The sequence below is a fragment of the Methylobacterium sp. GXF4 genome, from assembly GCF_000272495.1.
Taxonomy (GTDB): Bacteria; Pseudomonadota; Alphaproteobacteria; order Rhizobiales; family Beijerinckiaceae; genus Methylobacterium; species Methylobacterium brachiatum.
In genome coordinates, this window is the sequence record NZ_AKFK01000069.1 from 1 (window position 1) to 21,599 (window position 21,599).

Consider the following 21,599-nt stretch of genomic DNA (forward strand, 5'->3'; position numbering starts at 1 on the left):
CCCCTCCATCGCCCCCGACCGCCTGCCCCGGCCTCCCCGCGCCTGAGCCGACGCGGCCGCGCGTCGGCCCGCGTCCTCGCCGGGCCGCCCATGCGGCGCCCGGCTCGCCCTCACGCGTCCCCTGAACGGGAATCCCCGGAGCCGCCGCACGGCCGCGCCGCGGTCCCGGCCGAGCAGGCTCACCATGCGCATCCTCGTCTCCGCGGCCGTCCTGGCCGTCGGCATCGTCATCGGCGCCGCCGTTCCCGCCGCGTCCGGGCTCGTCCGGGACGGCCTCGCGGCGCTCGGCCTGGCCGGGCCCGCCCCCGGCCCCGCGCCCGAGAAGGCCGGGCACGACCATGACCACGATCACGCGGAGCAGGCCGAGGCGGGAGTGATCCGGATGAGCCCCGAGCAGGTCGCGGCGCAGGACATCACGGTGGCGCCCGTCACCGGCGGGATCCTGGCGCGCCACCTCCTCGTGCCCGGCACCATCACCCCCGACACCGACCGGATCGCCCGGGTCCCCGCCCGGGTGGTCGGGACCGTGGTGGAGATGCGCAAGCGCCTGGGCGATTCCGTCCGGAAGGACGAGGTCGTCGCCGTGCTCGACAGCCGGGAGGTCGCCGACGCCAAGAGCGAGTACCTGACCGCCCTGGTCCAGGTCGAACTCCAGACCATCAACTTCGAGCGCCAGCAGAAGCTGCTGGCCTCGCGCTCGGCCTCGGAATCCGCCTTCCAGAGCGCCCGGGCGGCGTATCTCGAGACCCGGCTGCGGGCCGACCTCGCCCGCCAGAAGCTGTCGGCGCTCGGGCTCGACGCCGCCGAGGTCGCGGCCGCGCAGAGGCGCGACGAGGCGACCCCGACCCTCTCGACCCTGCGCCGCTACGAGCTGCGTGCGCCGCTCGCCGGCCGCGTGGTCGAGCGCCGGGTCGATGTCGGCTCGGCGGTGGGCAAGGAGGGCGACCCGGCCGACCTCTACCTGCTGGCCGACCTCACCACGGTCTGGATCGAGCTGTCGGTGCCGACCCTCGACCTCGCCCAGGTCCAGGAGGGCGCGCGGGTCACCGTCACCCCGAGCCGGGAGGGCGACAACCGCCGCGCGGAGGGGCGGGTGATCTTCGTGAGCCCGTTCCTCAACCCGGAGACCCGCTCGGCCCGGGTCGTGGTCGCCCTGCCCAATGCCGACCTCGCCTGGCGGCCCGGCACCTTCGTCACCGCCGAGCTGGAGATCGCCCGGGACGACGTGCCGGTCCGGGTGCCCAAGGCCGCGCTCCAGACCGTCGCGGGCGCGCGGGTGGTGTTCGTCCGGACCCCGGACGGCTTCGCGATGCGCCCGGTGGAGCTGGGGCGCTCCGACGATGAAGCCTACGCGGTCAAAGCCGGGCTCGCCCCCGGCGAGGCGATCGCGGTCGGCAATACCTTCCTGCTGAAGGCCGAGCTCGGCAAGGCCGAAGCCGGCCACGACGATTGAGGCGCCGGACATGCTCAGCCGCATCCTCGACGTTTCGATCCGCCAGCGCTGGCTGGTCCTGCTCCTCGTGCTGCTGGCTTCTGGCTTCGGCGCCACGGCGCTGACCCGGCTGCCGATCGACGCGGTGCCGGACATCACCAACAACCAGGTGCAGATCAACACGCTCGCGCCGTCGCTGTCGCCGGTCGATATCGAGCGCCAGGTGACCTACCCGGTCGAGACCGCGCTGGCCGGCATCAAGGGGCTCGATCACACCCGCTCGCTCTCGCGCAACGGCTTCTCGCAGGTCACCGCGATCTTCGACGAGCGGCTCGACATCTACTTCGCCCGCCAGCAGGTCGCCGAGCGCCTGGCCCAGGTGAAGGGCGACCTGCCACCCGGCGCCGAGCCGCATATGGGCCCGATCTCGACCGGCTTGGGCGAGATCACCATGTGGTCGGTCCGCTACGCGGAGCCGGATGAGCGGAATGTCGTGCCCGTCGGCAGCCCGGGCTGGCAGCCGGACGGCAGCTTCCGCACCCCGGAGGGCCAGAGCCTCGCCACGGAGCTGGAGCGGAACGCCTATCTGCGCACCGTCCAGGACTGGATCATCCGGCCCCAGATCCGGACTGTGCCGGGGGTGGCCGGGGTCGACGGCATCGGCGGCTACGAGAAGCAGTACCATGTCCAGCCGGACCCGACGAAGCTGACCGCCCTCGACCTGTCCTTCGGGGACGTGGTCCGGGCGCTCCAGGCCAACAACGCCAACCAGGGCGCCCGCTACCTGGAGGACAATGGCGAGGGCTACGTGGTCCGCGCCGCCGGTCGCCTGGAGAGCATGGAGGCGATCGCCGACGTGGTGGTCGCCACCCGCGGCGGCGTGCCGGTGCGGGTCCGGGACGTCGCAGCCCTGCGCTTCGGGCGCGAGTTGCGCACCGGCTCGGGCAGCGCGGACGGCCGGGAGGCCGTGATCGGCACCGCCCTGATGCGGATCGGCGAGAACAGCCGCACGGTGGCGGCCGCGGTCGACGCGCGCATGGCCCAGCTCCGCCGCACCCTCCCCCCCGGGATCGTGGTGCAGACGGTGCTCGACCGGACGGTTCTGGTCGAGGCCACGATCCGCACGGTCGGCCAGAACCTCGCCGAGGGCGCGGCCCTGGTGATCGCGGTGCTGGTCCTGCTGCTCGGCAACGTCCGGGCCGCCCTGGTCGCGGCCCTGGTGATCCCGGTCGCCATGCTGATGACCGTCACCGGCATGGTCGAGGCCAGAATCTCGGCCAACCTGATGAGCCTCGGCGCCCTGGATTTCGGGCTGATCGTCGACGGGGCGGTGATCATCACCGAGAATGCGCTCCGCCACCTCGCCGAGCGCCAGCACGCGCTGGGGCGCCGGCTCGACCTGGCGGAGCGCCTGGAGACGGTCCGGGCCTCGGCCGAGGAGATGATCCGCCCGTCGCTCTACGGGCAGGCGATCATCATCTTGGTCTACGCGCCGCTCCTGACCTTCACGGGGGTCGAGGGCAAGATGTTCGAGCCGATGGCGCTGACCGTGATCCTCGCGCTGGCCTGCGCGTTTCTGCTGTCGCTGACCTTCGTGCCGGCCCTGATCGCCATCGTGATCACCGGGCGGGTCACCGAGGCCGACAACCGGCTGATCCGGGGCCTCAAGGCCGCCTACCGGCCGCTGCTCGCCGGGGCGATCCGGGCGCCGGCGCCGGTCCTGGCGGCGGCGGCGCTGCTGCTCGCCGGGGCGGCGCTCCTGTCCACCCGGCTCGGGACCGAGTTCATCCCGCTCCTCGATGAGAAGAGCATCGCGCTCAACGCCAGCCGGATCCCCTCGACCGCCCTGACCCAGTCGCAGGCCATGCAGCTCAAGGTCGAGCAGGCGGTCGCGGCCTTCCCGCAGGTGGCCACCGTCTTCTCGAAGACCGGCACCGCCGAGATCGCCTCCGACCCGATGCCGCCCAGCGCCTCGGACACCTTCGTGATCCTGAAGCCCCAGGCGGAATGGCCCGATCCCGCGCTGACCAAGGCGGCGCTCCAGGCGCAGATCGAGGCGGCCGTGGGCGCGCTCGCCGGCAACGTCTACGAGTTCTCCCAGCCGATCCAGCTGCGCTTCAACGAGCTGCTCGCCGGGACAAGGGGCGACCTCGCCGTCAAGGTGTTCGGCGACGCCTTCGAGCCGATGCTGAAGACCGCCAACCAGATCGCCGCGATCCTGCGCGGCATCGACGGCGCGGACGACGTGAAGGTCGAGCAGATCGCCGGCCTGCCAGTCTTCGAGATCGGGATCGACCGGACCGAGGCGGCGCGGCTGGGTCTCAGCACCGGGGCGATCCAGGAGGTGATCGGCGCGGCGATTGGCGGCCGGGAGGCGGGCTTCGTGTTCGAGGGCGACCGGCGCTTCCCGATCGTGGTGCGCCTGACCGACGCCGTCCGGGAGGACCGCGAGGCCCTGGAGAACCTGCCGGTCCCCCTGCCCCCGGGGGCCAACGGCAAGGTCGCCTCCGTGCTGCTGCGGCAGGTCGCGCGCTTCTCGGTGACCGAGGGGCCCAACCAGATCTCGCGGGAGAACGGCCAGCGGCGCGTCGTCGTCACCGCCAATGTCCGCGGCCGGGATATCGGCTCGCTGGTGACGGAGGCGCAAGCCAAGGTCGCCGGGCAGGTCGCGCTTCCGGCGGGCTCCTACGTGACCTGGGGCGGCCAGTTCGAGAACCTCGCCTCGGCCCGGCGGCGCCTGACCCTGGTCGTGCCGGCCTGCTTCGTCCTGATCCTGTTGCTGCTGACCTCGGCGCTGGGCAGCGTCCGCGACGCGCTCCTGGTGTTCTCCGCCGTGCCGCTGGCGCTCACCGGCGGCATCGCGGCCCTGTGGCTGCGGGGGATGCCGCTGTCGGTGCCGGCCGCGGTCGGGTTCATCGCGCTCTCGGGGGTGGCGGTGCTGAACGGCCTCGTGATGCTGAGCTTCATCAAGCAGCTGGTCGCCGAGGGCCGGCCGCTGCGGGCGGCGATCCTGGAGGGGGCCCTGACCCGGCTGCGGCCCGTGGCCATGACGGCGCTGGTCGCCTCGCTCGGCTTCGTCCCGATGGCGCTGGCCACCGGCACCGGCGCGGAGGTGCAGCGGCCGCTCGCCACCGTGGTGATCGGCGGCCTGATCAGCGCGACCCTGCTGACCCTGGTGGTGCTGCCGGCGCTCTACGCCCGGTTCGGGAAAGCCGGTCCCGCCGCGGCGCCGGCACAGGATCGGCCCCGGCGGGCGGCCTGATCCGCGGCGGCCTTTCCCGGGGCGGGTTCCGGATGATCCGCGCCGCCGCGGGGATCCGGTCCCCGACCGGAGGGGGAGCGGCGGCTGAAGACGCGCTCCGCCGCCCGGCCCCGCTTCGCGGCCGCAAAAGGATGTGCCGGATGCTTGAGCGCTCGCAGAGGAAATCAGTACATCCGACGGAATAATCTTATCGGCGCGTCTTGTTGATCGATCATTCAAATCTGAATGATGATTGCGCCAGAATGTATGCGGGCGTTGACACATGTCAAAGCTGGTATGACATTCTTGATTGCGATATGGGAAGACGATTTTATGCGTTGTCGGGACTTCTGTGATGAGATTTGGAATTAGTTTCCGGATATATGCCGGTTTTATAATCATGATGCTGCTTGGCGGCGTCGTTGGAGTTTATTCGTTCTATCAACAGGGCGTCGTCAACGATCAATACACGCTGCGGGGCCGACTGGATATGCTCGCCCGCCAGGTCTTCACGTTGAACAGCCTGGCGGTAAAGCTGGCCGGCGAAGTCGAGCAGAACCAGGTCACGCCCAAGCCCGAGCGGATCGCCGCCCTGGAGCCCGTTCGGCGCGAGGCCGAGGACATCGCTGACCAGCTGAGCGCCCTGGCGATCTCGGACGAGGGGCGGCGGCTCTACACGGGAACGCGCGATCACGCCCGGGCGCTGAAGCCGGAGCTGGATCGCTTGGCTGCCGCCGGCGCCAGCCTGAGCGCGGCCAAGGACGCCCTGTTCACGGGTGGCGACACCCTGACCCAGGCGACGAAAGTCCTGGTGGCGGCGGTGCGCGCGCAGGCCGGGGGCGCGACGCTCGGCGAGGCCCAGAGCGTCGAGAGCGCCATCCTGCTGGTCCGCGTCGCCAACTGGCGGTTCCTCGCCACCTTCGACCCGAAGGGACCGGCCACCTTCGCCACGAATGTCGAGAAGGCCAAGGCCGCGCTTGCGGCGTTCAAGGCGGCCGAAGGGGCCACCGCCTTCGCGCCGCAGGTCCAGGCCGTCGCCGAGGCGCTCGAGGCCTATGCCCGCAATTTCGACGTGACCGTCCGGGCGATGGAGACCGCGAGGACGGTGTTCGAGACCGGCATCAAGCCGCACATGGAGGCGATCGATCAGCTCCTCCGCAAGGTGCGCGAGTTGCTTAACGTCGCGGTCGACAAGATCGCCCGCGAGACGACCACAACAGTGGCGTATGCCTGGTGGGTGCAGATCGGCCTGATCGGCGTGGCCGGCATGCTCGGCTGCCTGCTGGCCTTCCTGATCGCCCGCAGCATCGTCCGGCCGGTCACCGCCATGACCGGGGCGATGAAGCGCCTGGCCGAGGGCGACACCAGCGTGGCGGTGCCGTCCCAGGACGCCAACGACGAGATCGGCGCCATGGCCAAGGCGGTGGACGTGTTCCGCCAGAACGCCATCGCCCGGGCCGAGCTGGAGGCCGCCCAGGCGGCCGAGCAGGCCGCCCGGCTCAGCCGGGTCGAGCGGGTCGACCAGCTGGTCAGGACCTTCCAGCAGAACGTCGCGGCCTCGCTCGACATCGTCACCGGGGCCGCCGACGAGCTCGACGCCACGGCGCGCTCGATGACCCAGGTCGCCGACGACACCAACAGCCAGGCCGTGGCCTCCAGCGCCGCCGCCGAGCAGGCCTCGACCAATGTTCAGACCGTGGCGGCGGCCGCCGAGGAAATGGTCTCGTCGCTGCAGGAGATCGAGCGGCAGGTGATCCGCTCCAACGAGGTCGCCGGCCATGCGTCCCACGAGGCCGAGACCACGAACGCCGCCATGGCCAGCCTGCGGATGGCCGCCGAGCAGATCGGCGCGGCGGTGACGACGATCTCCGGGATCGCCGGGCAGACCAACCTGCTGGCCTTGAACGCCACGATCGAGGCGGCGCGCGCCGGCGAGGCCGGGCGCGGCTTCGCGGTGGTCGCCGCCGAGGTCAAGGAGCTCGCCGGCCAGACGGCGCGCGCCACCGAGGAGATCGGCGGCCAGATCGCGGCGATCCAGATGGCCACCGGCCAGGCCGCGGAGGCGATCGAGCAGATCGCCCGCACCATCGCGACGGTGAACGAGATCAGCGGGGCGATCGCCTCGACGGTGGTGCAGCAGACCGCCGCGACCAGCGAGATCTCGCGCAATGCCGGCGAGGCGGCCCGGGGCACGCAGGACGTGTCGTCCAACGTGGCGCGGGTGCTCGCCTCCTCGGGCGAGACCGGCAGCGCCGCCGCGCAGGTGCTGAACGCCGCCGCCGAGCTGGCCGCGCAATCCCTGAAGGTCAAGCGGGAAGTCGACGACTTCCTGCGGGACATCCAGGCGGCCTGAAGGCCGGCGTCTTCATCCGGCCGGCCGTTCCAGAGCAGGTCACTGAAACATCACGCCTTTCCCCGCCCCTCTGTCGGCTGCGATGTCCACACATGGCGCGGGGCGAGGCACCGCCTTCCCGCCTCCGCTTTGCCAGGAGGGGAAAGCGCGGTGTGCTTCACAGGCTGGCGGCCGGACTCAATGTGTGACTCTCCACGGGTCCGCAGGGGGGAGACGCGCCGGGTTCCGGCCTTGGCCCCCACTCCGCCTGCATCGCGGTCACGCCGCGGCCCGGACCGGCTCCGCAGCCGCCAGCTCGGCCTCCGCGGGCAGGCCTCGGCCCTTGATCAGGGCGTAGACCGCCGGGATCACGATCAGGGTCAGGAGGGTCGAGGAGGCCATGCCGCCGATCATCGGCACGGCGATCCGCTGCATCACCTCGGACCCCGCGCCGGTGCTCCACAGGATCGGCACCAGGCCGGCCATGATCGCCACCACGGTCATCATCTTCGGGCGGACCCGCTCCACCGCCCCGACCATGATGGCGGCGCGCAGGTCCTCCCGGGTGAGGGGCCGCCCGGCCCGCGCGGCCTCGCCGCGCCGCTCGGCGAGCGCCTGGTCGAGATAGACCAGCATCAGGATCCCGGTCTCGGCGGCGACGCCGGCCAGGGCGATGAAGCCCACCGCCACCGCGACCGAGAGGTGGAAGCCCATCCCCCACATCAGCCAGACGCCGCCCACCAGCGCGAAGGGCAGCGACAGCAGGACGATCAGCGTCTCGGTCACCCGGCGGAATACCAGGTAGAGCAGCAGGACGATCACCATCAGGGTCGCCGGCACGACGAGCCGCAGCCTGGCCTCGGCCCGCTCCAGGGCCTCGAACTGACCGCTCCACTGCAGCGTCATCCCCTCCGGCAGCGGCACGGCGCGCGCCACCACGTCCCGCGCCTCCCCGACATAGCCGCCGAGGTCGCGCCCGGCGATGTCGACGTAGAGGTAGAGGACGGGCCGTCCGTTCTCGGTGCGGATCGCGGTCGGCCCGCGCGCGAGCTGGATCGACGCGACCGCGCCGAGCGGCACGGTCCCGCCGGCGGGCAGCGCCACCTGGACGTCGTTGGCGATGGCCTGGGGGTCGGATCGGAGGGCGCGCGGGTAGCGCACGGTGACGCCGTAGCGCTCGCGGCCCTCCACGGTGGTGGTGACGGTGGCCGCGCCGAGCGCCGTAGCGACCACGTCCTGGACGTCGCCGACGGTGAGCCCGTAGCGGCCGAGCGCCTCCCGGTCCGGGGTGACGTCGAGGAAGGTGCCGCCCATGACCCGCTCGGCATAGGCGCTCGTCGTGCCCGGAACCGTGCGGATCGCCGCCTCCACGGCCCGGGCGACCGGTTCCAGGGCGGCGAGATCGGGGCCGAACAGCTTGACGCCCACGGGGGTGCGGATGCCGGTGGCGAGCATGTCGATCCGGGCGCGGATCGGCTGGGTCCAGGCGTTGGACACGCCGGGAAATTGCAGCGCCTTGTCCATCTCGGCCCGCAGGCTCGCCAGCGTCACGCCGGGCCGCCACGCCTCCGGGGGCTTCAACCGGATGATCGTCTCGAACATCTCGAGCGGCGCCGGATCGGTCGCGGTGCCGGCACGGCCCGCCTTGCCGTAGACCGCGGCGACCTCCGGAAACGTCTTGATGATCCGGTCCTGGGTCGCCAGCAGCTCCGCCGCCTTGGTGACGGAGAGGCCCGGCAGGGTCGTGGGCATGTAGAGCAGCGTGCCCTCGTTGAGCTCGGGCATGAATTCCGAGCCGAGCTGGCGGGCCGGCCAGATCGTGGCGACGAGCACCCCGAGGGCCAGGACGAGGGTCGCGACCCGGGCCCGCAGCACCGCGGCGATCAGCGGCCGGTAGATCCCGACCAGCAGCCGGTTCACCGGGTTGCGGTGCTCCGGCACGATCCGGCCGCGCACGAACAGGATCATCAGCGCCGGCACCAGGGTCACCGACAGCAGCGCGGCCGCCGCCATCGCGAAGGTCTTGGTGAAAGCGAGCGGCCCGAACAGCCGGCCCTCCTGGCTCTCTAGGGTGAAGATCGGCAGGAACGAGACCGTGATCACCAGGAGCGACAGGAACAGCGACGGCCCGACCTCGGCGGCGGCCCCGACCAGGATCTCGGCCCGGGGCCGGTCCGGGGGCGCGCGCTCCAGGTGCTTGTGGGCGTTCTCGATCATCACGATGGCGGCGTCGATCATCGCCCCCACCGCGATGGCGATGCCGCCCAGACTCATGATGTCGGCGCTGAGCCCGAGCGCCCGCATGGCCGAAAACGCCATCAGGATCGCGACCGGCAGCATCAGGATCGCCACCAGCGCGCTGCGCAGGTGCAGCAGGAACCCCACGCAGACCAGGGCGACGATCGCGCATTCCTCGACCAGGGTGTGGGTCAGCGTGGCGATCGCCGCGTCGATGAGCTGCGAGCGGTCGTAGACCGGCACGATCTCGGTTCCCGAGGGCAGGCTCCTGGCGATATCGGCCAGCCGATCCTTGACGCTGGCGATGACCGCGCGGGCGTTGGCGCCGAAGCGCTGCACGACGATGCCGCCGGCGACCTCGCCCGCCCCGTCGAGCTCGGCGATCCCGCGCCGCTCGTCGGGCCCGATCTCCACTTGGGCGACGTCGCGCACCCGCACCGGCGTGCCGGCATCGGTCTTGAGCACGACGGCGCCGATATCCTGGGTGCTCCTGAGGTAGCCCCGGCCGCGCACCACCACCTCGAACTCGGACAGCTCGACCGTGCGGCCGCCGACATCGGCGTTGCTCGCCCGGATGGCGTCGCGCAGGCGGTTCAGGCTGATGCCCAGCGCCCGCAGGCGGTTCGGATCGACCACGACGCTGTACTGCTTGACGAAGCCGCCCACCGGGGCGACCTCGGCGACGCCCTCCCCGCGCGCGGCCGCGAACCGGACGACCCAATCCTGCAGGGAGCGCAGCTCGGCCAGCGTCCGCTGCCGGGCCTGGATCACGTATTGGTAGACCCAGCCGATCCCGGTGGCGTCGGGCCCCAGCGTCGGGATCACCCCGGCGGGCAGGCGGCTCGCCGGACCGTTGAGATATTCGAGCACCCGCGAGCGCGCCCAGTACGGGTCGGTGCCGTCCGCGAAGATCACGTAGACGAAGGAGACCCCGAACATCGAGACCCCGCGCACCACCTTGGCCCGCGGCACGGTCAGCATGGCGGTGGTCAGCGGGTAGGTGACCTGGTCCTCGACCACCTGCGGGGCCTGGCCCGGATACTCGGTGTAGACGATGGTCTGCACGTCCGAGAGGTCGGGGATGGCGTCGAGCGGCAGGGTGCGCAGGGCCTGGAGGCCCGCCGCCACCGCGAAGACGGTGCCGATCAGGACGAGCACGCGGTTGCGCGCCGACCAGGCGATCAGCCGGGCGATCATCGGCCGCCCTCCCCGTCCGTCGGCGGGGCGGCGAGGCTCGCCAGCGCCGCCTTCAGGTTGCTCTCGGCGTCGATCAGGAAATTCGCCGCGGTGACGACCCGCTCGCCGGCCCGGAGGCCCGCGCGGATCTCGACATAGCCGTCGCCGCGCCGCCCGATCTCGACCGCCCGGGGCGCGAACCGGCCCTCCCCGGCCTCGATCAGCACCGCCTGGCGCGCGCCGGTCTCGAGCACGGCTCCTTCGGGCACCGCCACCACCGGCTCGGTGGCGCCCGTAGCGATCTCCACGTCGGCATACATGTCGGGCAGGAGCAGCCCGTCCGGGTTCGGCAGTTCGATCCGGATGCGGGTCGAACGGGTCTCCCGGTTCACCTGCGGGTAGATCACCTCCACACGGCCGGTGAGGCTGCGGCCGGGTACCCGCACGGTGGCGGCCTGGCCGACGCGGATGCCGGCGAGATCGTGCTCCGGCACGTCGGCCAGGACCCAGATCCGCGACAGGTCGGCGATCCGGAACAGGGTGTCGCCGGCCGCGGCCTTCATGCCCTCCACCGCCCGGCGCTCGAGCACCAGCCCGTCGCGGGGCGCGGCCCAGGTGATGGCGCGGGGCACCGTCCGGGTCCGCTCCATCTCGGCGATCACCGCCTCCGAGACGTTGAGGTTGCGGATGCGCCGGCGGGCGCCGTCGAAGCCCGGATTGGCGATGAGCTGCGCGGCGGCGGCGTTGATCTCCGGCGCGTAGACCGAGACCAGGGGCTGCCCCTGCCGGACCCGGTCGCCGGTGGTGACGTCCTCGACATGGTCGACATAGGCGTCGGCCCGGGTCGCCACCACGGTGACCCGGCGCTCGTCGAGGGCCACGGTGCCGGGCACCCGGACCGGCCGGGACACGACCCGGCGCTCGACCACGGCGCTGCGCACGCCGGTGCGCTGGACCCGGCCCGGCGAGACCGTGACGGTGCTCGGGTCCGGATCGTCGCCGTCATAGACGGGGATGTAGTCCATCCCCATCGAGTCCTTCTTGGGTACCGGCGAGGTGTCGGGCAGGCCCATCGGGTTGCGGTAGTAGCGCACCGTCCGGCCGGAATTCTTGGGCCCGTCGCCCGCCCCCGGCCCGGCCTGACCCGAACCGTCCTCGGCGGCGGGCCGGTCGAAGCGCAGATCCTCGCTGGCCTGGACGGCCCGGAACAGGCGCCCGTCCTCGGTCATCATCGGCGACAGCGAGTAGACCGGCTTGCCGTCCGGATCCTGGTAATAGACCACCGGCCCGGTGGCGGCCTCCGGCGGGGCCTCCGGCCCGGCGGCGAAGCCCGCCCAGGCCCGCGCGAAGAGCGGGATCGGATCGGGGCCGCCCATGCGCCCCGCCCCGTAGCCGGCGCCCCCCGCCGCCAGGGCGGCGAGGGTCCCGGCCAGCCAGGCCGCGCGGCTCACGGCACGGCCCGGAAGACGAGCCTGTCGCTCACCGTGCCGGTCTCGCCCTGGACCTTGGCCCCGAGCGACAGCCGCCAGCCGCCCGCCATGGTGAGCTTGGTCTTGAACCGGTAGAGGCCCGGCTCCGTGGACGGGAGCTGCGCCAGGGTCGAGGTCATCTCGTCCATGCTGTCGGGGGCCATGTCGATGCGCTTGGCGAAGATCACCGCATCGGTGACCGGCTGGCCGCTGCGCGTGTCGACCAGGCGGACCGTCAGGACGGCCTCGCCGACCTTGGCCTCCTGGGTGACGAGCTCGAACCGGTAATCCGCGGGTGCGGCCCGGGCCGGGACCGTCAAGGCGACGCCGACGAGCGCGGCCGCGCAGGCGCGCGCCCAGGATTGGGCAACAGAATGAAGGGTCACGCAGAATCTCCTGAACACGATGGCCGGCCGCACGGGCGTGCGGCCTCACGCGGGCGCGGCGGCCCGCTTCATCGGGGTCAGGCTCGGGGCGGCTCGGGCGGCGGCGTCCCGGTGACGCTGGCGAACCCTTCGGCGCTGAGCGCGAAGGCGGTCGCCCCAGCGGCGCGCGGCATCGGCAGGCCGATCCCGGAGGGCGGCAGGGAGGCGAGGCTGCCCAGGCACAGGGCCATCAGCGGGCAGCCCTTGAGGCAGCCCTTGGCGCCTTCCGCCGGCGGATCGGCCGGCGCCGCCTCGGGCGGGCAGCACGGCATGGCCGCCATGGCGTCCTCGGCCATGGCCATCGCGTGGTCGTGCCCGTGCGGCGCCGCCGCCTGGGCCATCGGTGCATGCATGCCGGCGACCGCCGCAGGCGCGGCGACCGGCGTCAGGGCAAGGCTCAGAACCGCCAGAAGCGGAAGCAGCCGCCGAAGGGCCAACCAGAGGATCACGGGCCTAGGATGCCAGCTTTCGCGGTGGTGTGGAAGCGCGCGGTTTGGCCCAGCACGATCGAGCGCTCGTCTCCCTGCCGCGGCGATCGAGCCCGGCGGGATGGTCGGAGGCTTCGCGCTGGACCTAAGCCAGCGCACGACGGTGCCGAGGATCGCGGCCGCGGACATAAGGTGGCGGACGGGTCGTGAACGGCTACCCAGAGATCCCATGCGGTGGCACCGCCGGTCTCCGGGCCGAGTGTTTCTCAATCGTTGAGGAGATTGGCGCGCCAGACAGAATGAAACTGCGAACACCTATGTCATTGAGCTCGCGAGATAATTTTAAGGGCCAGGCTAGTAGCCAGGCATCTCATGGCCGTTGTGTCTGCACCGAGCTGCAACTCTTCTCTCAAAAATCAGACATTCGACTTTGCGCCCACACCGGACATTCCGCGGCCATCGGACGTCGCTTGAATGCGAAGTCTCTCATGGCTTCCTCCTGCATCAAGCACGTTTCGAAAGAACGGCCGCCCAGTCAGGGCCGGCCGGTCCTTCTGTACCTTCCGTCATTCAGGCCGTCGCGGGCCCTTAGCAATCTCCACGTCAGGCCTTGAGGAATTCCGTGATGGCCTCGGCGATTTCGTTGGCATGCGTTTCCAGGGCGAAATGCCCCGTATCGAGGAACCGGATCTGCGCATCCGGGATATCGCGCCGGTACGCCTCCGCACCGGCCGGCAGGAAGAACGGGTCGTTCCGCCCCCAGATCGCCAGAAGCCGCGGGCGGTGCGTGCGGAAATAGCGCTGGAAGGCAGGGTAGAGCGCCACGTTGCTGGCATAGTTGCCGAACAGGTCGAGCTGGATCTCGTCGACCTCCGGCCGCTGGATGTACCACGCGTCGAGGGCGCTCCCGTCCGGCGAGACCAGCGAGGTGTCCGGAACGCCGTGCTCGTATTGCCAGCGGATCGAGGCCGGGGTCAGCAATTCGCGCAGCGCCTGCCGGTTGGCGTCGCTCTGGTCCCGCCAGTAACGCTGAATCGGGTTCCAGCCCTCGCTCAGTCCTTCCTCATAGGCGTTGCCGTTCTGCGAGACGATGGCGGTCACTCGCTCGGGATGCGCCATGGCGACCCGGAAGCCGGTGGGCGCGCCGTAGTCGAAGACGTAGAGCGCGTAGGTCTTCAATCCGATGACCTCCGTGAAGCGGCCGATGACCTGCGCCAGCGCGTCGAAGGTGTAGGTGAAGGCGGCGCGCGGCTTGATCTCGGACAGCCCGAATCCCGGCAGGTCGGGGGCGACGAGGTGGAAGCGGTCCGCGAGCAGCGGGATTAGGTCGCGGAACATGTGGCCGGACGAGGGGAAGCCGTGCAGCAGCAGGAGCGTCGGCTTCGCAGGGTCGCCGGCCTCCCGGTAGAAGACCTTGAGGCCGTCGACGTCGACGGTGCGGTAGGTGGTCTGGGTCATCGTTCGCCCTCCGGTGCCGGCGATGCAGCCCGTGCTGCACGCCATCGGTGAGGCATGGGTACCGACTTGCACGCTGCGGGATAATCTGACCACTCCGAGAGTGACCGTTGCTGAAAACGAGAGGGTGCGATGGACCGGTTGGAGGCCATGAGCCTGCTGGTCGCTGCCGTGGAGGCCGGGAGCCTGTCGGCCGCCGGGCGCAGGCTCGGCATCCCCCTGCCGAGCGTCAGCCGCAAGATCGCGGACCTGGAAGCTCATCTCGGCGCGAGGCTCCTCGTCCGCACGACGCGCAAGCTCACCCCGACCGACGCGGGGGCCGCCTACATCGAGGCGTGCCGACGCTTGCTCGGCGAGGTCGAGGAGACCGAGCGTGCGGTCAAGGGCGAGTACACCGAGCCCCGCGGCGCGTTGACGATGACGGCCCCGCTGGTTTTCGGGCGGCTGCACGTCCTGCCGGTGGTCTCGGCCTTCCTGTCCCGGTTTCCGGACATCACCGTGCGCCTGATCCTCACCGACCGGGCCCTGGACCTCGTGGAGGATCACGTGGATCTGGCGGTCCGCATCTCGCACCTGCCGGACAGCGACTTGGTAACGGCGCGGCTGGGCACGGTCACCCGCGTGGTCTGCGGCAGTCCGGACTTCCTCGCCGGCCACGGGACGCCCCACACGCTATCCGACCTCGCCGAGATCCCGTGCGTGACCTTCAGCGACCTGGCCGCCGGCCCGGCCTGGCATTTCGCCGCGTCCGACCGGAAGGCCGTCCAAGTGGTCCGGGTACGCTCGCGTCTGCAGGTCAACACCGCCGAGGCGGCGCTCGACGCGGCGGCGGCCGGCGTGGGCCTCACGCAGGTGCTGTCGTACCAGGCGGCCCCCCTCGTCGCCGCCGGGAGCCAGGTTCTCGTCCTGCGGTCGTTCGAGCTCGACCCCGTCCCGGTCAGCATGGTCCATGTCGGCCACGGACGCCTCCCGCTCAAGCTGCGGGCGTTCCTCGATTTCGCGACGCCGCGCATTCGCGCATCCCTGAGTGCCGTTATCCCACCCCCATGAAGGCCGAGGCGCCCGCCGGCTTGGGACGAGCGTCCGCCGGGTAAGAAAAGGCCGGGCCACCTCCCTCTCGAAATCCGTAAGGCTGAGTTTCGCAAACTCTGTGTTCTAGCGAGTGCCGAGAGAGTTCATCGTGATCACACTGTCCGGTCTCGAGCCTGAAAGCCGCGGCACGGTCGGAGGGCTCGCGGCGAAGGCCGGTGCATCCGCCCCGACGTGCGCGACATTCACGGTCGCGAGGCGAGCAATCCGGACGTTCCCCGGCCCGCACAGATGCGAGTGGAGCGATGAGACAGGACACGGCATTCCAAGACGGGCCTGCCAGGGCGACGCGGCGGAGTCTTCTCGCCTGCAGCGTCATGGCGGCAGGCTTAGGCCCGGTCGGCGCCGTCGCGGCGGAAACGCGGCCGGCCGAGGTCGCAGAGGTCCGCCACGGCACGGTCCGGGCCGACGGCGTGGACGTCTTCTATCGCGAGGCCGGCCGGCCCGACGCCCCGGTGTTCCTGCTGCTGCACGGCTTCGCGAATTCATCCTTCTACTTCCGCCATCTCATGCCGAGGCTCGCGGACCGGTTTCGCCTGATCGCGCCGGATCTCCCGTCCTTCGGTTTCACGGTGGTCCCGGACGACCGCGGCTACGTCTACGACTTCGCGTCGCTGTCGCGAACGATCGAGGCCTTCGTCGACGTCCTAGGCCTCCGGCGCTACCGCCTCTACACGTTCGACTACGGGGCTCCGGTGGGTTGGGACCTGGCGCTCGCGCATCCCGACCGCATCGCCGGCATCGTGTCCCAGAACGGCAACGCCTATCTCGAGGGGCTCGGCGAGGCGGCCTGGGCGCCCCTCAGAGCCTATTGGGAAAAGCCGAACGAGGCCGCCGTGGAGGCCATCCGCGCCCGCATGACCCTCGACGGCGTCAAGGCACCCTACTTCCACGGGGTGCCCGACCCGTCGGTCATTGAGCCCGAGTCGTACACGCTCGACGCCGCCATTCTGGCGCGACCGGGCAATGCGGACCGCCAAGTCAAGCTCAAGCTCGACTACAAGCGCAACCTGGAACGCTACCCGCTGATCCAGGCCTTCTTCCGGGAGCGCCGCCCGAAGCTCCTCGCTGTCTGGGGGCGCAACGACCCCTTCTTCATCCCGCCCGGAGCCGAGGCGTTCAAGCGCGATATCCCGGACGCACGGGTCCGCTTCCTCGACACCGGCCACTTTGCCCTTGAAACGAACGGGGACGACATCGCCCGAGAGATCCGGGCCTACTTCTGAGCCTCCGGCGCGCCGGGCCATCGTCGCGGGCCCGACACGCCGTGGGATGGTTCGGATCGGGCGCTCACTCAGTTCTGGGCGGCCATGGTCCGGGCCACGTCGGCGGCGCTGATGCCCTCCAGGGCGAGGCCGTAGCCGGTGCCCTCCTCGACGAGCCGGCGCAGGCGCTGTGTCAGCGCGATCCGCGTGTAGCGGCCGGTGAGCGGCGGCAGGGCTGCGATCCCGTCCGCGATCTCGTGCGCCCGGGCCAGCAGCCGGTCTTGCGGCACGATCTCGTTGACCACGCCCCAATCCTTGGCCGTCTGGGCATCCAGCACCTGCCGCGTCAGCAGGAAGTATCGCCCGCGGATCGAGCCGATCACGTCGGGCCACAGGATGTGCATGCCGTCGCCCGGCACGATCCCGAACTCGAAATGCGGCTTGTCCTGGAACACCGTCTCGGGCGTGGCCAGCACGATGTCGGTGAGCAGCGCGTATTCGCTGTGCAGCAGGACCGGCCCGTTGAGCGCGGTGATCATCGGCACCTCGATGTCGAGGATGTTGCTGAGCACCTTGCGGCCCTCCCGCAGAATCTTGTCGTAGCCCCGCGGCGCGAAGAAATCGAAGCCCTCGGGGCTGATCGCGTCCATGAAGGCGTCCCCCGCCCCCGTCAGGATCACCGCACGGTTGTCGCGGTCCTCGCCGATCGCGTGGAACAGGTCGACGAACTGCTCGTGGGTGTGACCGTTGAAGATGAGCTTGCCGCCCTCGGTGTGGAGCATGACCTCCAGCACGCCGTTCGGCTTCCGGGTCAGGCGGGCGTTGGGGAACGCGTCGCGGTAGGTCTCGAAACGGGCCATCGGTGCTGTCCTCGTGGTGGCCGGCCCCGTTGGTCGGCGTGAGGACGAGGTAGACGGCGCCGCCCGGCGACGGATGACGGCGCGCAGCGATAAGACTTATGCCGTCGCGGAATGGGGCTCCCGGGTCTCGGCCATCACCGCCTCGACGAAGCCGGCGAAGAGCCGCGCCTTGGCGCTGGCCATGCGGCCGGTAGGGAAGACCGCCCAGAGATCGATCATCGGCAACGCCCAGGGCTGCAGCAGCCGCCGGACCGCGCCGCTCGCCAGTTCGGGGGCGAACATCCAGTCTGACGCGATGGTGAGCCCGATATCGGCCAGCACGGCCGCACGCAGGCCTTCGGCCGCGCTGACCCGGACGCGGCCATGCACCGCAACCGAGATCTCGGCGCCGTCCCGGGTGAAGGACCAGGCATCGGGCTGCCGGCTGTAGACCACCGCCTCATGCCCGGCGAGGTCCGCGGGACTGCGCGGTTCGCCCGCGCGGGCGAGATAGGCGGGCGTTGCGAGCACCGAACGGCCCCCGGTGGCGAGCTTGCGCGCGACGGCGGCCGAGTCCGGCAAAGTCCCCATGCGCAGGGACAGGTCGATCCCCTCGCCGACGAGGTCGATCACCCGGTCGTCGAGGACGATCTCGATGTCGAGGTCCGGGTGCTCGGCGAGGAAGCGCGGCAGCATCGGCACCACGTGGAGCCGGGCGAAGGTGGTCGCTGCCGAGACGCGCAGCCGTCCCGAGAGACCGGCCCCCGCGCCGCGGGCGGCGCGCTCGGCCTCGTCCGCCTCCGCGATGGCCGCCCGCGCCCGCTCGTAGAAGCGCAGGCCCGCCTCCGTGGGGCTCAGGCCGTGCGTCGAGCGGACGAGCAGGCTGACCTGCAGCCGGTTCTCCAGCTGCGCGATCGTCTTGGAGACGGCGGGCTGGCCGACATTCAGGAGTCGGGCGGCCCCCGAGAAGGAGCCCGATTCCACGACCTGCACGAAGGTGGCCATCGCCTGATACCGGTCCACGCCATGCCTCCCTGGAATGAGCGTTATCGCCTCGGGCCTTCTGCCCTGTCCATCGCGGGAGGCGCATCAATCCGGCCGTCTTCACCGCGCAACTGCGGTGGCCCCGCCGGAGCAACGCGGACATGTTCGAGGTCTATGCCTTCGCCACGCCCAACAGCATCAAGGTCCTCATCGCGCTGGAGGAACTTGGTCTCCCGTACCGCCTCCACGGCGTGAACGTGCGTCAGGGCGAGCAGAAGGCGCCCGAATTCCTGGCGCTGAACGCGAACGCGAAGGTGCCGGTGCTGATCGACCCGGCGGCGGCCGATGGCCGGCTGGTCCTGACCGAGTCCGCGGCGATCCTGGTCTACCTCGCCGAGACGAGCGGCCGCCTGATGCCGCCGGACGGCGAAGGCCGGGCGCGCGTGTTCGAGCAGCTGTTCTTCCACGCCTCCGGGCTCGGCCCGGCCTTCGGGCAGGCGGGCTTCTTTCAACGCCAGGCCGCCGAGCCGCAGCCGCTCGCCATCGCCCGCTTCTCGGCGGAAGCGAACCGGACGCTCGGTGTACTCGACGGGGTCCTGGCCGAACGCCGCTACGTCGCCGGCGACGCCTTCACGGTGGCCGACATCGCCCATTTCGGCTGGCTCTGGCGACGCGACTTCGCGGGCGTGAGCTTCGAGAACACGCCGCATGTCGCCCGCTGGTACGACGCGATGGCCGCGCGTCCCGCTGTCCAACGCGCGATCGAGCGGGTGAACGCGCTCGTGCCGCAGGCCTGACCGGTCGCACGCCACCGGACGCGCTCCGGGCCGGTCCATTCCCGCAAGCCAGTAGCAGCGCAAGCCAGCTCGCCAGCCTGTCGCACGAGGCACAAACCCATGACCCTGCAATCCAAGCTCGACGCGTTCAAAGCCGATTTCGAGGCCGGCAAGCCCCCCTACAACGTCCCGCCCTCGGTGATCCGGACGATGCACCGGGCCACCGCGGAACTGATCGCCACCGGCGCCGCGACCCGTGCCCTCAGGGCCGGCGACCGGGCGCCGGCGTTCACGCTCAACGACCCGGAGGGGCAGACCGTCTCCTCAGACGCACTGCTGGCGCGCGGGCCGCTCGTGATCAGCTTCTACCGCGGCGTGTGGTGCCCCTACTGCAACATGGAGCTCCGGGCGCTTCAGGAGGCGCTGCCACAATTTGAGAAGCTCGGGGCGAGCCTCGTTGCCCTCTCGCCGCAGACGGCGGCCAACAGCCGGAAGTCGGTCCGCCAGAATGCCCTTGAATTCCCGATCCTGTCGGACCCGCACAACGCCGTCGCGGCCGCGTTCGGCCTGCGCTTCGCGCTGCCCGATTATCTGGTCGATCTCTACATGAGCCTGAAGAACGACCTGCCGGCGTTCAACGGCGACGCGAGCTGGACCCTGCCGATGCCCGGACGCTTCGTCGTCGGGCAGGACGGCGTGATCCTCTACGCCGAGGTGAACCCCGACTACACCCGCCGTCCCGAGCCCGAGGACATGCTGCCGGCGCTCCGCCGCGCCGCCTCCGTTCCCGCCTGACAAGACACGGCCGCAAGGAGATCCAGGATGTCCCAAACCTTTCTCGTGACCGGTGCCAGCAAGGGCATCGGGCTGGCGCTGGCCCACCGTCTCGCCGGCGACGGCCACCACGTCGTCGGCCTTGCGCGCGGAGGCCTCGACGCTTTCCCCGGCACGCTCGTGCCGGTCGACCTCGCCGACGGCGACGCCACTGACGCGGTTCTCGCGGACCTGACCGGACGCTTCGCCTTCGACGGCGTGGTCAACAATGTGGGCTTGGTGCGGCCACAACGACTTGATGCCGTTGAGATGTCCGCGCTGGACGAGGTCCTGCGCATCAACCTCCACCCGGCGCTTCAGGCCGTACAGGCAACCCTGCCGGGCATGCGCCGGCGCGGCTGGGGCCGGGTCGTCAACATCGCCAGCCTGACCGTCCTCGGCAGCGTCGAGCGCACGGCCTACGCGGCCGCGAAGGCGGCGCTGGTCAGCTTCACCCGCTCCTGGGCACTCGAACTCGCAACCACCGGGATTACCGTCAACGCGGTGGCGCCCGGACCGACGGAGACCGAGCTGTTCCGGGCCAACAACCCGCCGGGCAGCCCGGGCGAGACGCGCTACCTCGCCGGGGTGCCGATGGGGCGCTTCGGACGGCCGGAGGAGATCGCGGCAGCCATCGCGTTCCTGATGTCGGACGGGGCGGCGTTCATGACGGGGCAGACGCTCTACGTCGACGGCGGTGCCTCGATCGGTCGGGCGGCGCTGTAGCCCCGGACGCGGCTCACCGTGTCGCGGCGGCATCGAGCTCGTTGTCGCCGCCGACCAGCTGCAGGCACCATTCGGTGAAGGCGCGGACCTTGGCGGCGCGATGCTGCCGCGACGGGTAGATCGCGTACAGGGGGAAGGTCTCGTCAGGCCAATCCGGGAAGATCTCGACGAGCCTGCCGCTCGCGACGAAGTTCCGGCTGCCGAGCTGCATGACCTGCGCGATCCCCGCGCCTTCGCAACAGGCGCCGATCATCGTCTCGACGTCCGACACCATCAGGCGCGCCGGCTGCCGCACCGGCACGACCTCGTCGCCGCGGCGGAACTCCCACGCGAAGGGGCGGCCCGTCAGCGGATCCTGATAGTCGATGCAGGCGTGGTCGCGAAGGTCGCGCGGGTGCGCGGGGCGGCCGTACGCAGCCAGGTACGCCGGCGCTGCGACCGTCAGGATCCTTGTTTCCAGGAGCTTGCGCGCGGTGAAGCCCGCCACCGGCGGATCCCCGAACCGCAGCGCCATATCGAACCCGTCGGCGACGAGGTCGCCGATCTGATCGCGCATGATCAGTTCGAGCCGCAGCTCGCGATGGAGCGCGAGGAAGCGCGTCAACTCGCGCGACAGGACGAGGCGCGAGAAAAACGGATCGACATTCACCCGCAGGCGGCCCCGCACCGTTTGAGCGCTGCCCGCAGCTTCCAGGGCCGCCTCCTCGATCCCGTCGAGATGCGGGCCGACCCGCTCCCAGAAGCGACGTCCCTCGTCGGTGAGCCGCAAGGTCCGGGTCGTGCGATCGAGCAACCGCACACCGACGCGGGTCTCCAGACGCTGGATGGCGCGTCCCACACCCGACTGGGTGAGCCCGAGGGCCTCGGCCGCTCGGGTCATGGTTCCGGCCTCGACCACAGCCATCAGAACCGTCACGCCGGCGAGCAGTCGGCCATCGTAAGGCATCGTTCCATGACTCCGAGTCCGGAAT

The 21,599-nt window shown here is 71.0% G+C and carries 16 protein-coding genes; 8 read left to right on the forward strand and 8 right to left on the reverse strand.

Annotated features, from left to right (window positions below):
- Positions 1 to 184: 184 nt before the first annotated feature.
- From WYO_RS18935 to WYO_RS18945, 3 genes are all read left to right on the forward strand, one after another.
- The gene (locus WYO_RS18935; protein WP_007565454.1) at positions 185 to 1,453 is read left to right on the forward strand and encodes an efflux RND transporter periplasmic adaptor subunit; all 1,269 of its coding nucleotides are present in this window, start codon (positions 185 to 187) and stop codon (positions 1,451 to 1,453) included.
- Positions 1,454 to 1,463: 10 nt separating this feature from the next.
- Positions 1,464 to 4,694 (forward strand): CusA/CzcA family heavy metal efflux RND transporter, encoded by a 3,231-nt coding sequence (locus WYO_RS18940; protein ID WP_007565456.1) that lies wholly within the window; start codon positions 1,464 to 1,466, stop codon positions 4,692 to 4,694.
- A 379-nt stretch (positions 4,695 to 5,073) separates the two neighbouring features.
- Complete coding sequence (locus tag WYO_RS18945) at positions 5,074 to 7,026, forward strand: methyl-accepting chemotaxis protein (protein ID WP_244424233.1); 1,953 nt, start codon at positions 5,074 to 5,076, stop codon at positions 7,024 to 7,026.
- A gap of 258 nt (positions 7,027 to 7,284) precedes the next feature.
- Here the strand turns inward: WYO_RS18945 and WYO_RS18950 are convergent, their stop codons facing one another.
- The 5 genes from WYO_RS18950 to WYO_RS18970 form a co-directional block, all read right to left on the reverse strand.
- Positions 7,285 to 10,440, reverse strand: a complete 3,156-nt coding sequence (locus tag WYO_RS18950) for a CusA/CzcA family heavy metal efflux RND transporter (RefSeq protein ID WP_007565460.1) — start codon at positions 10,438 to 10,440, stop codon at positions 7,285 to 7,287.
- A complete protein-coding gene (locus tag WYO_RS18955) occupies positions 10,437 to 11,870 on the reverse strand; it encodes an efflux RND transporter periplasmic adaptor subunit (protein ID WP_007565462.1) in 1,434 nt (477 codons plus the stop codon). The genes WYO_RS18950 and WYO_RS18955 overlap by 4 nt, the downstream gene beginning before the upstream one ends.
- On the reverse strand, positions 11,867 to 12,274 hold the full coding sequence (locus tag WYO_RS18960) for a FixH family protein (protein ID WP_039903371.1): 408 nt from the start codon (positions 12,272 to 12,274) through the stop codon (positions 11,867 to 11,869). The genes WYO_RS18955 and WYO_RS18960 overlap by 4 nt, the downstream gene beginning before the upstream one ends.
- A 77-nt stretch (positions 12,275 to 12,351) precedes the next feature.
- The gene (locus tag WYO_RS18965; RefSeq protein ID WP_039903375.1) at positions 12,352 to 12,762 is read right to left on the reverse strand and encodes a hypothetical protein; all 411 of its coding nucleotides are present in this window, start codon (positions 12,760 to 12,762) and stop codon (positions 12,352 to 12,354) included.
- Between the two features lie 582 nt (positions 12,763 to 13,344).
- The gene (locus WYO_RS18970) at positions 13,345 to 14,199 is read right to left on the reverse strand and encodes an alpha/beta hydrolase (protein WP_007565469.1); all 855 of its coding nucleotides are present in this window, start codon (positions 14,197 to 14,199) and stop codon (positions 13,345 to 13,347) included.
- Between the two features lie 129 nt (positions 14,200 to 14,328).
- On the opposite strand from WYO_RS18970, the gene WYO_RS18975 reads away from it, so the two are divergent.
- Together WYO_RS18975 and WYO_RS18980 are read left to right on the forward strand one after the other, a co-directional pair.
- Positions 14,329 to 15,246, forward strand: a complete 918-nt coding sequence (locus WYO_RS18975) for a LysR family transcriptional regulator (protein WP_007565471.1) — start codon at positions 14,329 to 14,331, stop codon at positions 15,244 to 15,246.
- 356 nt (positions 15,247 to 15,602) lie between these two features.
- Positions 15,603 to 16,511, forward strand: coding sequence for an alpha/beta hydrolase (locus WYO_RS18980; RefSeq protein WP_165486568.1), 909 nt, complete (start codon positions 15,603 to 15,605; stop codon positions 16,509 to 16,511).
- A gap of 68 nt (positions 16,512 to 16,579) precedes the next feature.
- On the opposite strand, the gene WYO_RS18985 is transcribed toward WYO_RS18980, so the two are convergent.
- Entirely contained in the window at positions 16,580 to 17,350 is a 771-nt protein-coding gene (locus WYO_RS18985) for an enoyl-CoA hydratase-related protein (protein ID WP_007565475.1), read from the reverse strand.
- Positions 17,351 to 17,446: 96 nt separating this feature from the next.
- A complete protein-coding gene (locus WYO_RS18990) occupies positions 17,447 to 18,352 on the reverse strand; it encodes a LysR family transcriptional regulator (protein ID WP_007565477.1) in 906 nt (301 codons plus the stop codon).
- A gap of 122 nt (positions 18,353 to 18,474) precedes the next feature.
- On the opposite strand from WYO_RS18990, the gene WYO_RS18995 reads away from it, so the two are divergent.
- From WYO_RS18995 to WYO_RS19005, 3 genes are all read left to right on the forward strand, one after another.
- Positions 18,475 to 19,110, forward strand: a complete 636-nt coding sequence (locus WYO_RS18995; protein WP_007565478.1) for a glutathione S-transferase family protein — start codon at positions 18,475 to 18,477, stop codon at positions 19,108 to 19,110.
- Positions 19,111 to 19,209: 99 nt separating this feature from the next.
- A complete protein-coding gene (locus WYO_RS19000) occupies positions 19,210 to 19,884 on the forward strand; it encodes a peroxiredoxin-like family protein (RefSeq protein ID WP_007565479.1) in 675 nt (224 codons plus the stop codon).
- Positions 19,885 to 19,911: 27 nt separating this feature from the next.
- Positions 19,912 to 20,628, forward strand: coding sequence for an SDR family oxidoreductase (locus WYO_RS19005; protein ID WP_007565480.1), 717 nt, complete (start codon positions 19,912 to 19,914; stop codon positions 20,626 to 20,628).
- Positions 20,629 to 20,641: 13 nt separating this feature from the next.
- Here WYO_RS19005 and WYO_RS19010 read toward each other — a convergent pair whose 3' ends face one another.
- The gene (locus tag WYO_RS19010) at positions 20,642 to 21,574 is read right to left on the reverse strand and encodes a LysR family transcriptional regulator (RefSeq protein ID WP_007565481.1); all 933 of its coding nucleotides are present in this window, start codon (positions 21,572 to 21,574) and stop codon (positions 20,642 to 20,644) included.
- Positions 21,575 to 21,599: the final 25 nt, after the last annotated feature.

Coding starts and splice junctions, on each gene's coding strand:
- WYO_RS18980 (WP_165486568.1), top strand. CDS start 15,603: ATGGCGGCAGGCTTAGGCCCGGTCGGCGCCGTCGCGGCGGAAACGCGG.
- WYO_RS19010 (WP_007565481.1), bottom strand. CDS start 21,574: ATGCCTTACGATGGCCGACTGCTCGCCGGCGTGACGGTTCTGATGGCT.
- WYO_RS18950 (WP_007565460.1), bottom strand. CDS start 10,440: ATGATCGCCCGGCTGATCGCCTGGTCGGCGCGCAACCGCGTGCTCGTC.
- WYO_RS18985 (WP_007565475.1), bottom strand. CDS start 17,350: ATGGCCCGTTTCGAGACCTACCGCGACGCGTTCCCCAACGCCCGCCTG.
- WYO_RS18940 (WP_007565456.1), top strand. CDS start 1,464: ATGCTCAGCCGCATCCTCGACGTTTCGATCCGCCAGCGCTGGCTGGTC.
- WYO_RS18975 (WP_007565471.1), top strand. CDS start 14,329: ATGGACCGGTTGGAGGCCATGAGCCTGCTGGTCGCTGCCGTGGAGGCC.
- WYO_RS18995 (WP_007565478.1), top strand. CDS start 18,475: ATGTTCGAGGTCTATGCCTTCGCCACGCCCAACAGCATCAAGGTCCTC.
- WYO_RS19000 (WP_007565479.1), top strand. CDS start 19,210: ATGACCCTGCAATCCAAGCTCGACGCGTTCAAAGCCGATTTCGAGGCC.
- WYO_RS19005 (WP_007565480.1), top strand. CDS start 19,912: ATGTCCCAAACCTTTCTCGTGACCGGTGCCAGCAAGGGCATCGGGCTG.
- WYO_RS18945 (WP_244424233.1), top strand. CDS start 5,074: ATGATGCTGCTTGGCGGCGTCGTTGGAGTTTATTCGTTCTATCAACAG.
- WYO_RS18970 (WP_007565469.1), bottom strand. CDS start 14,199: ATGACCCAGACCACCTACCGCACCGTCGACGTCGACGGCCTCAAGGTC.
- WYO_RS18935 (WP_007565454.1), top strand. CDS start 185: ATGCGCATCCTCGTCTCCGCGGCCGTCCTGGCCGTCGGCATCGTCATC.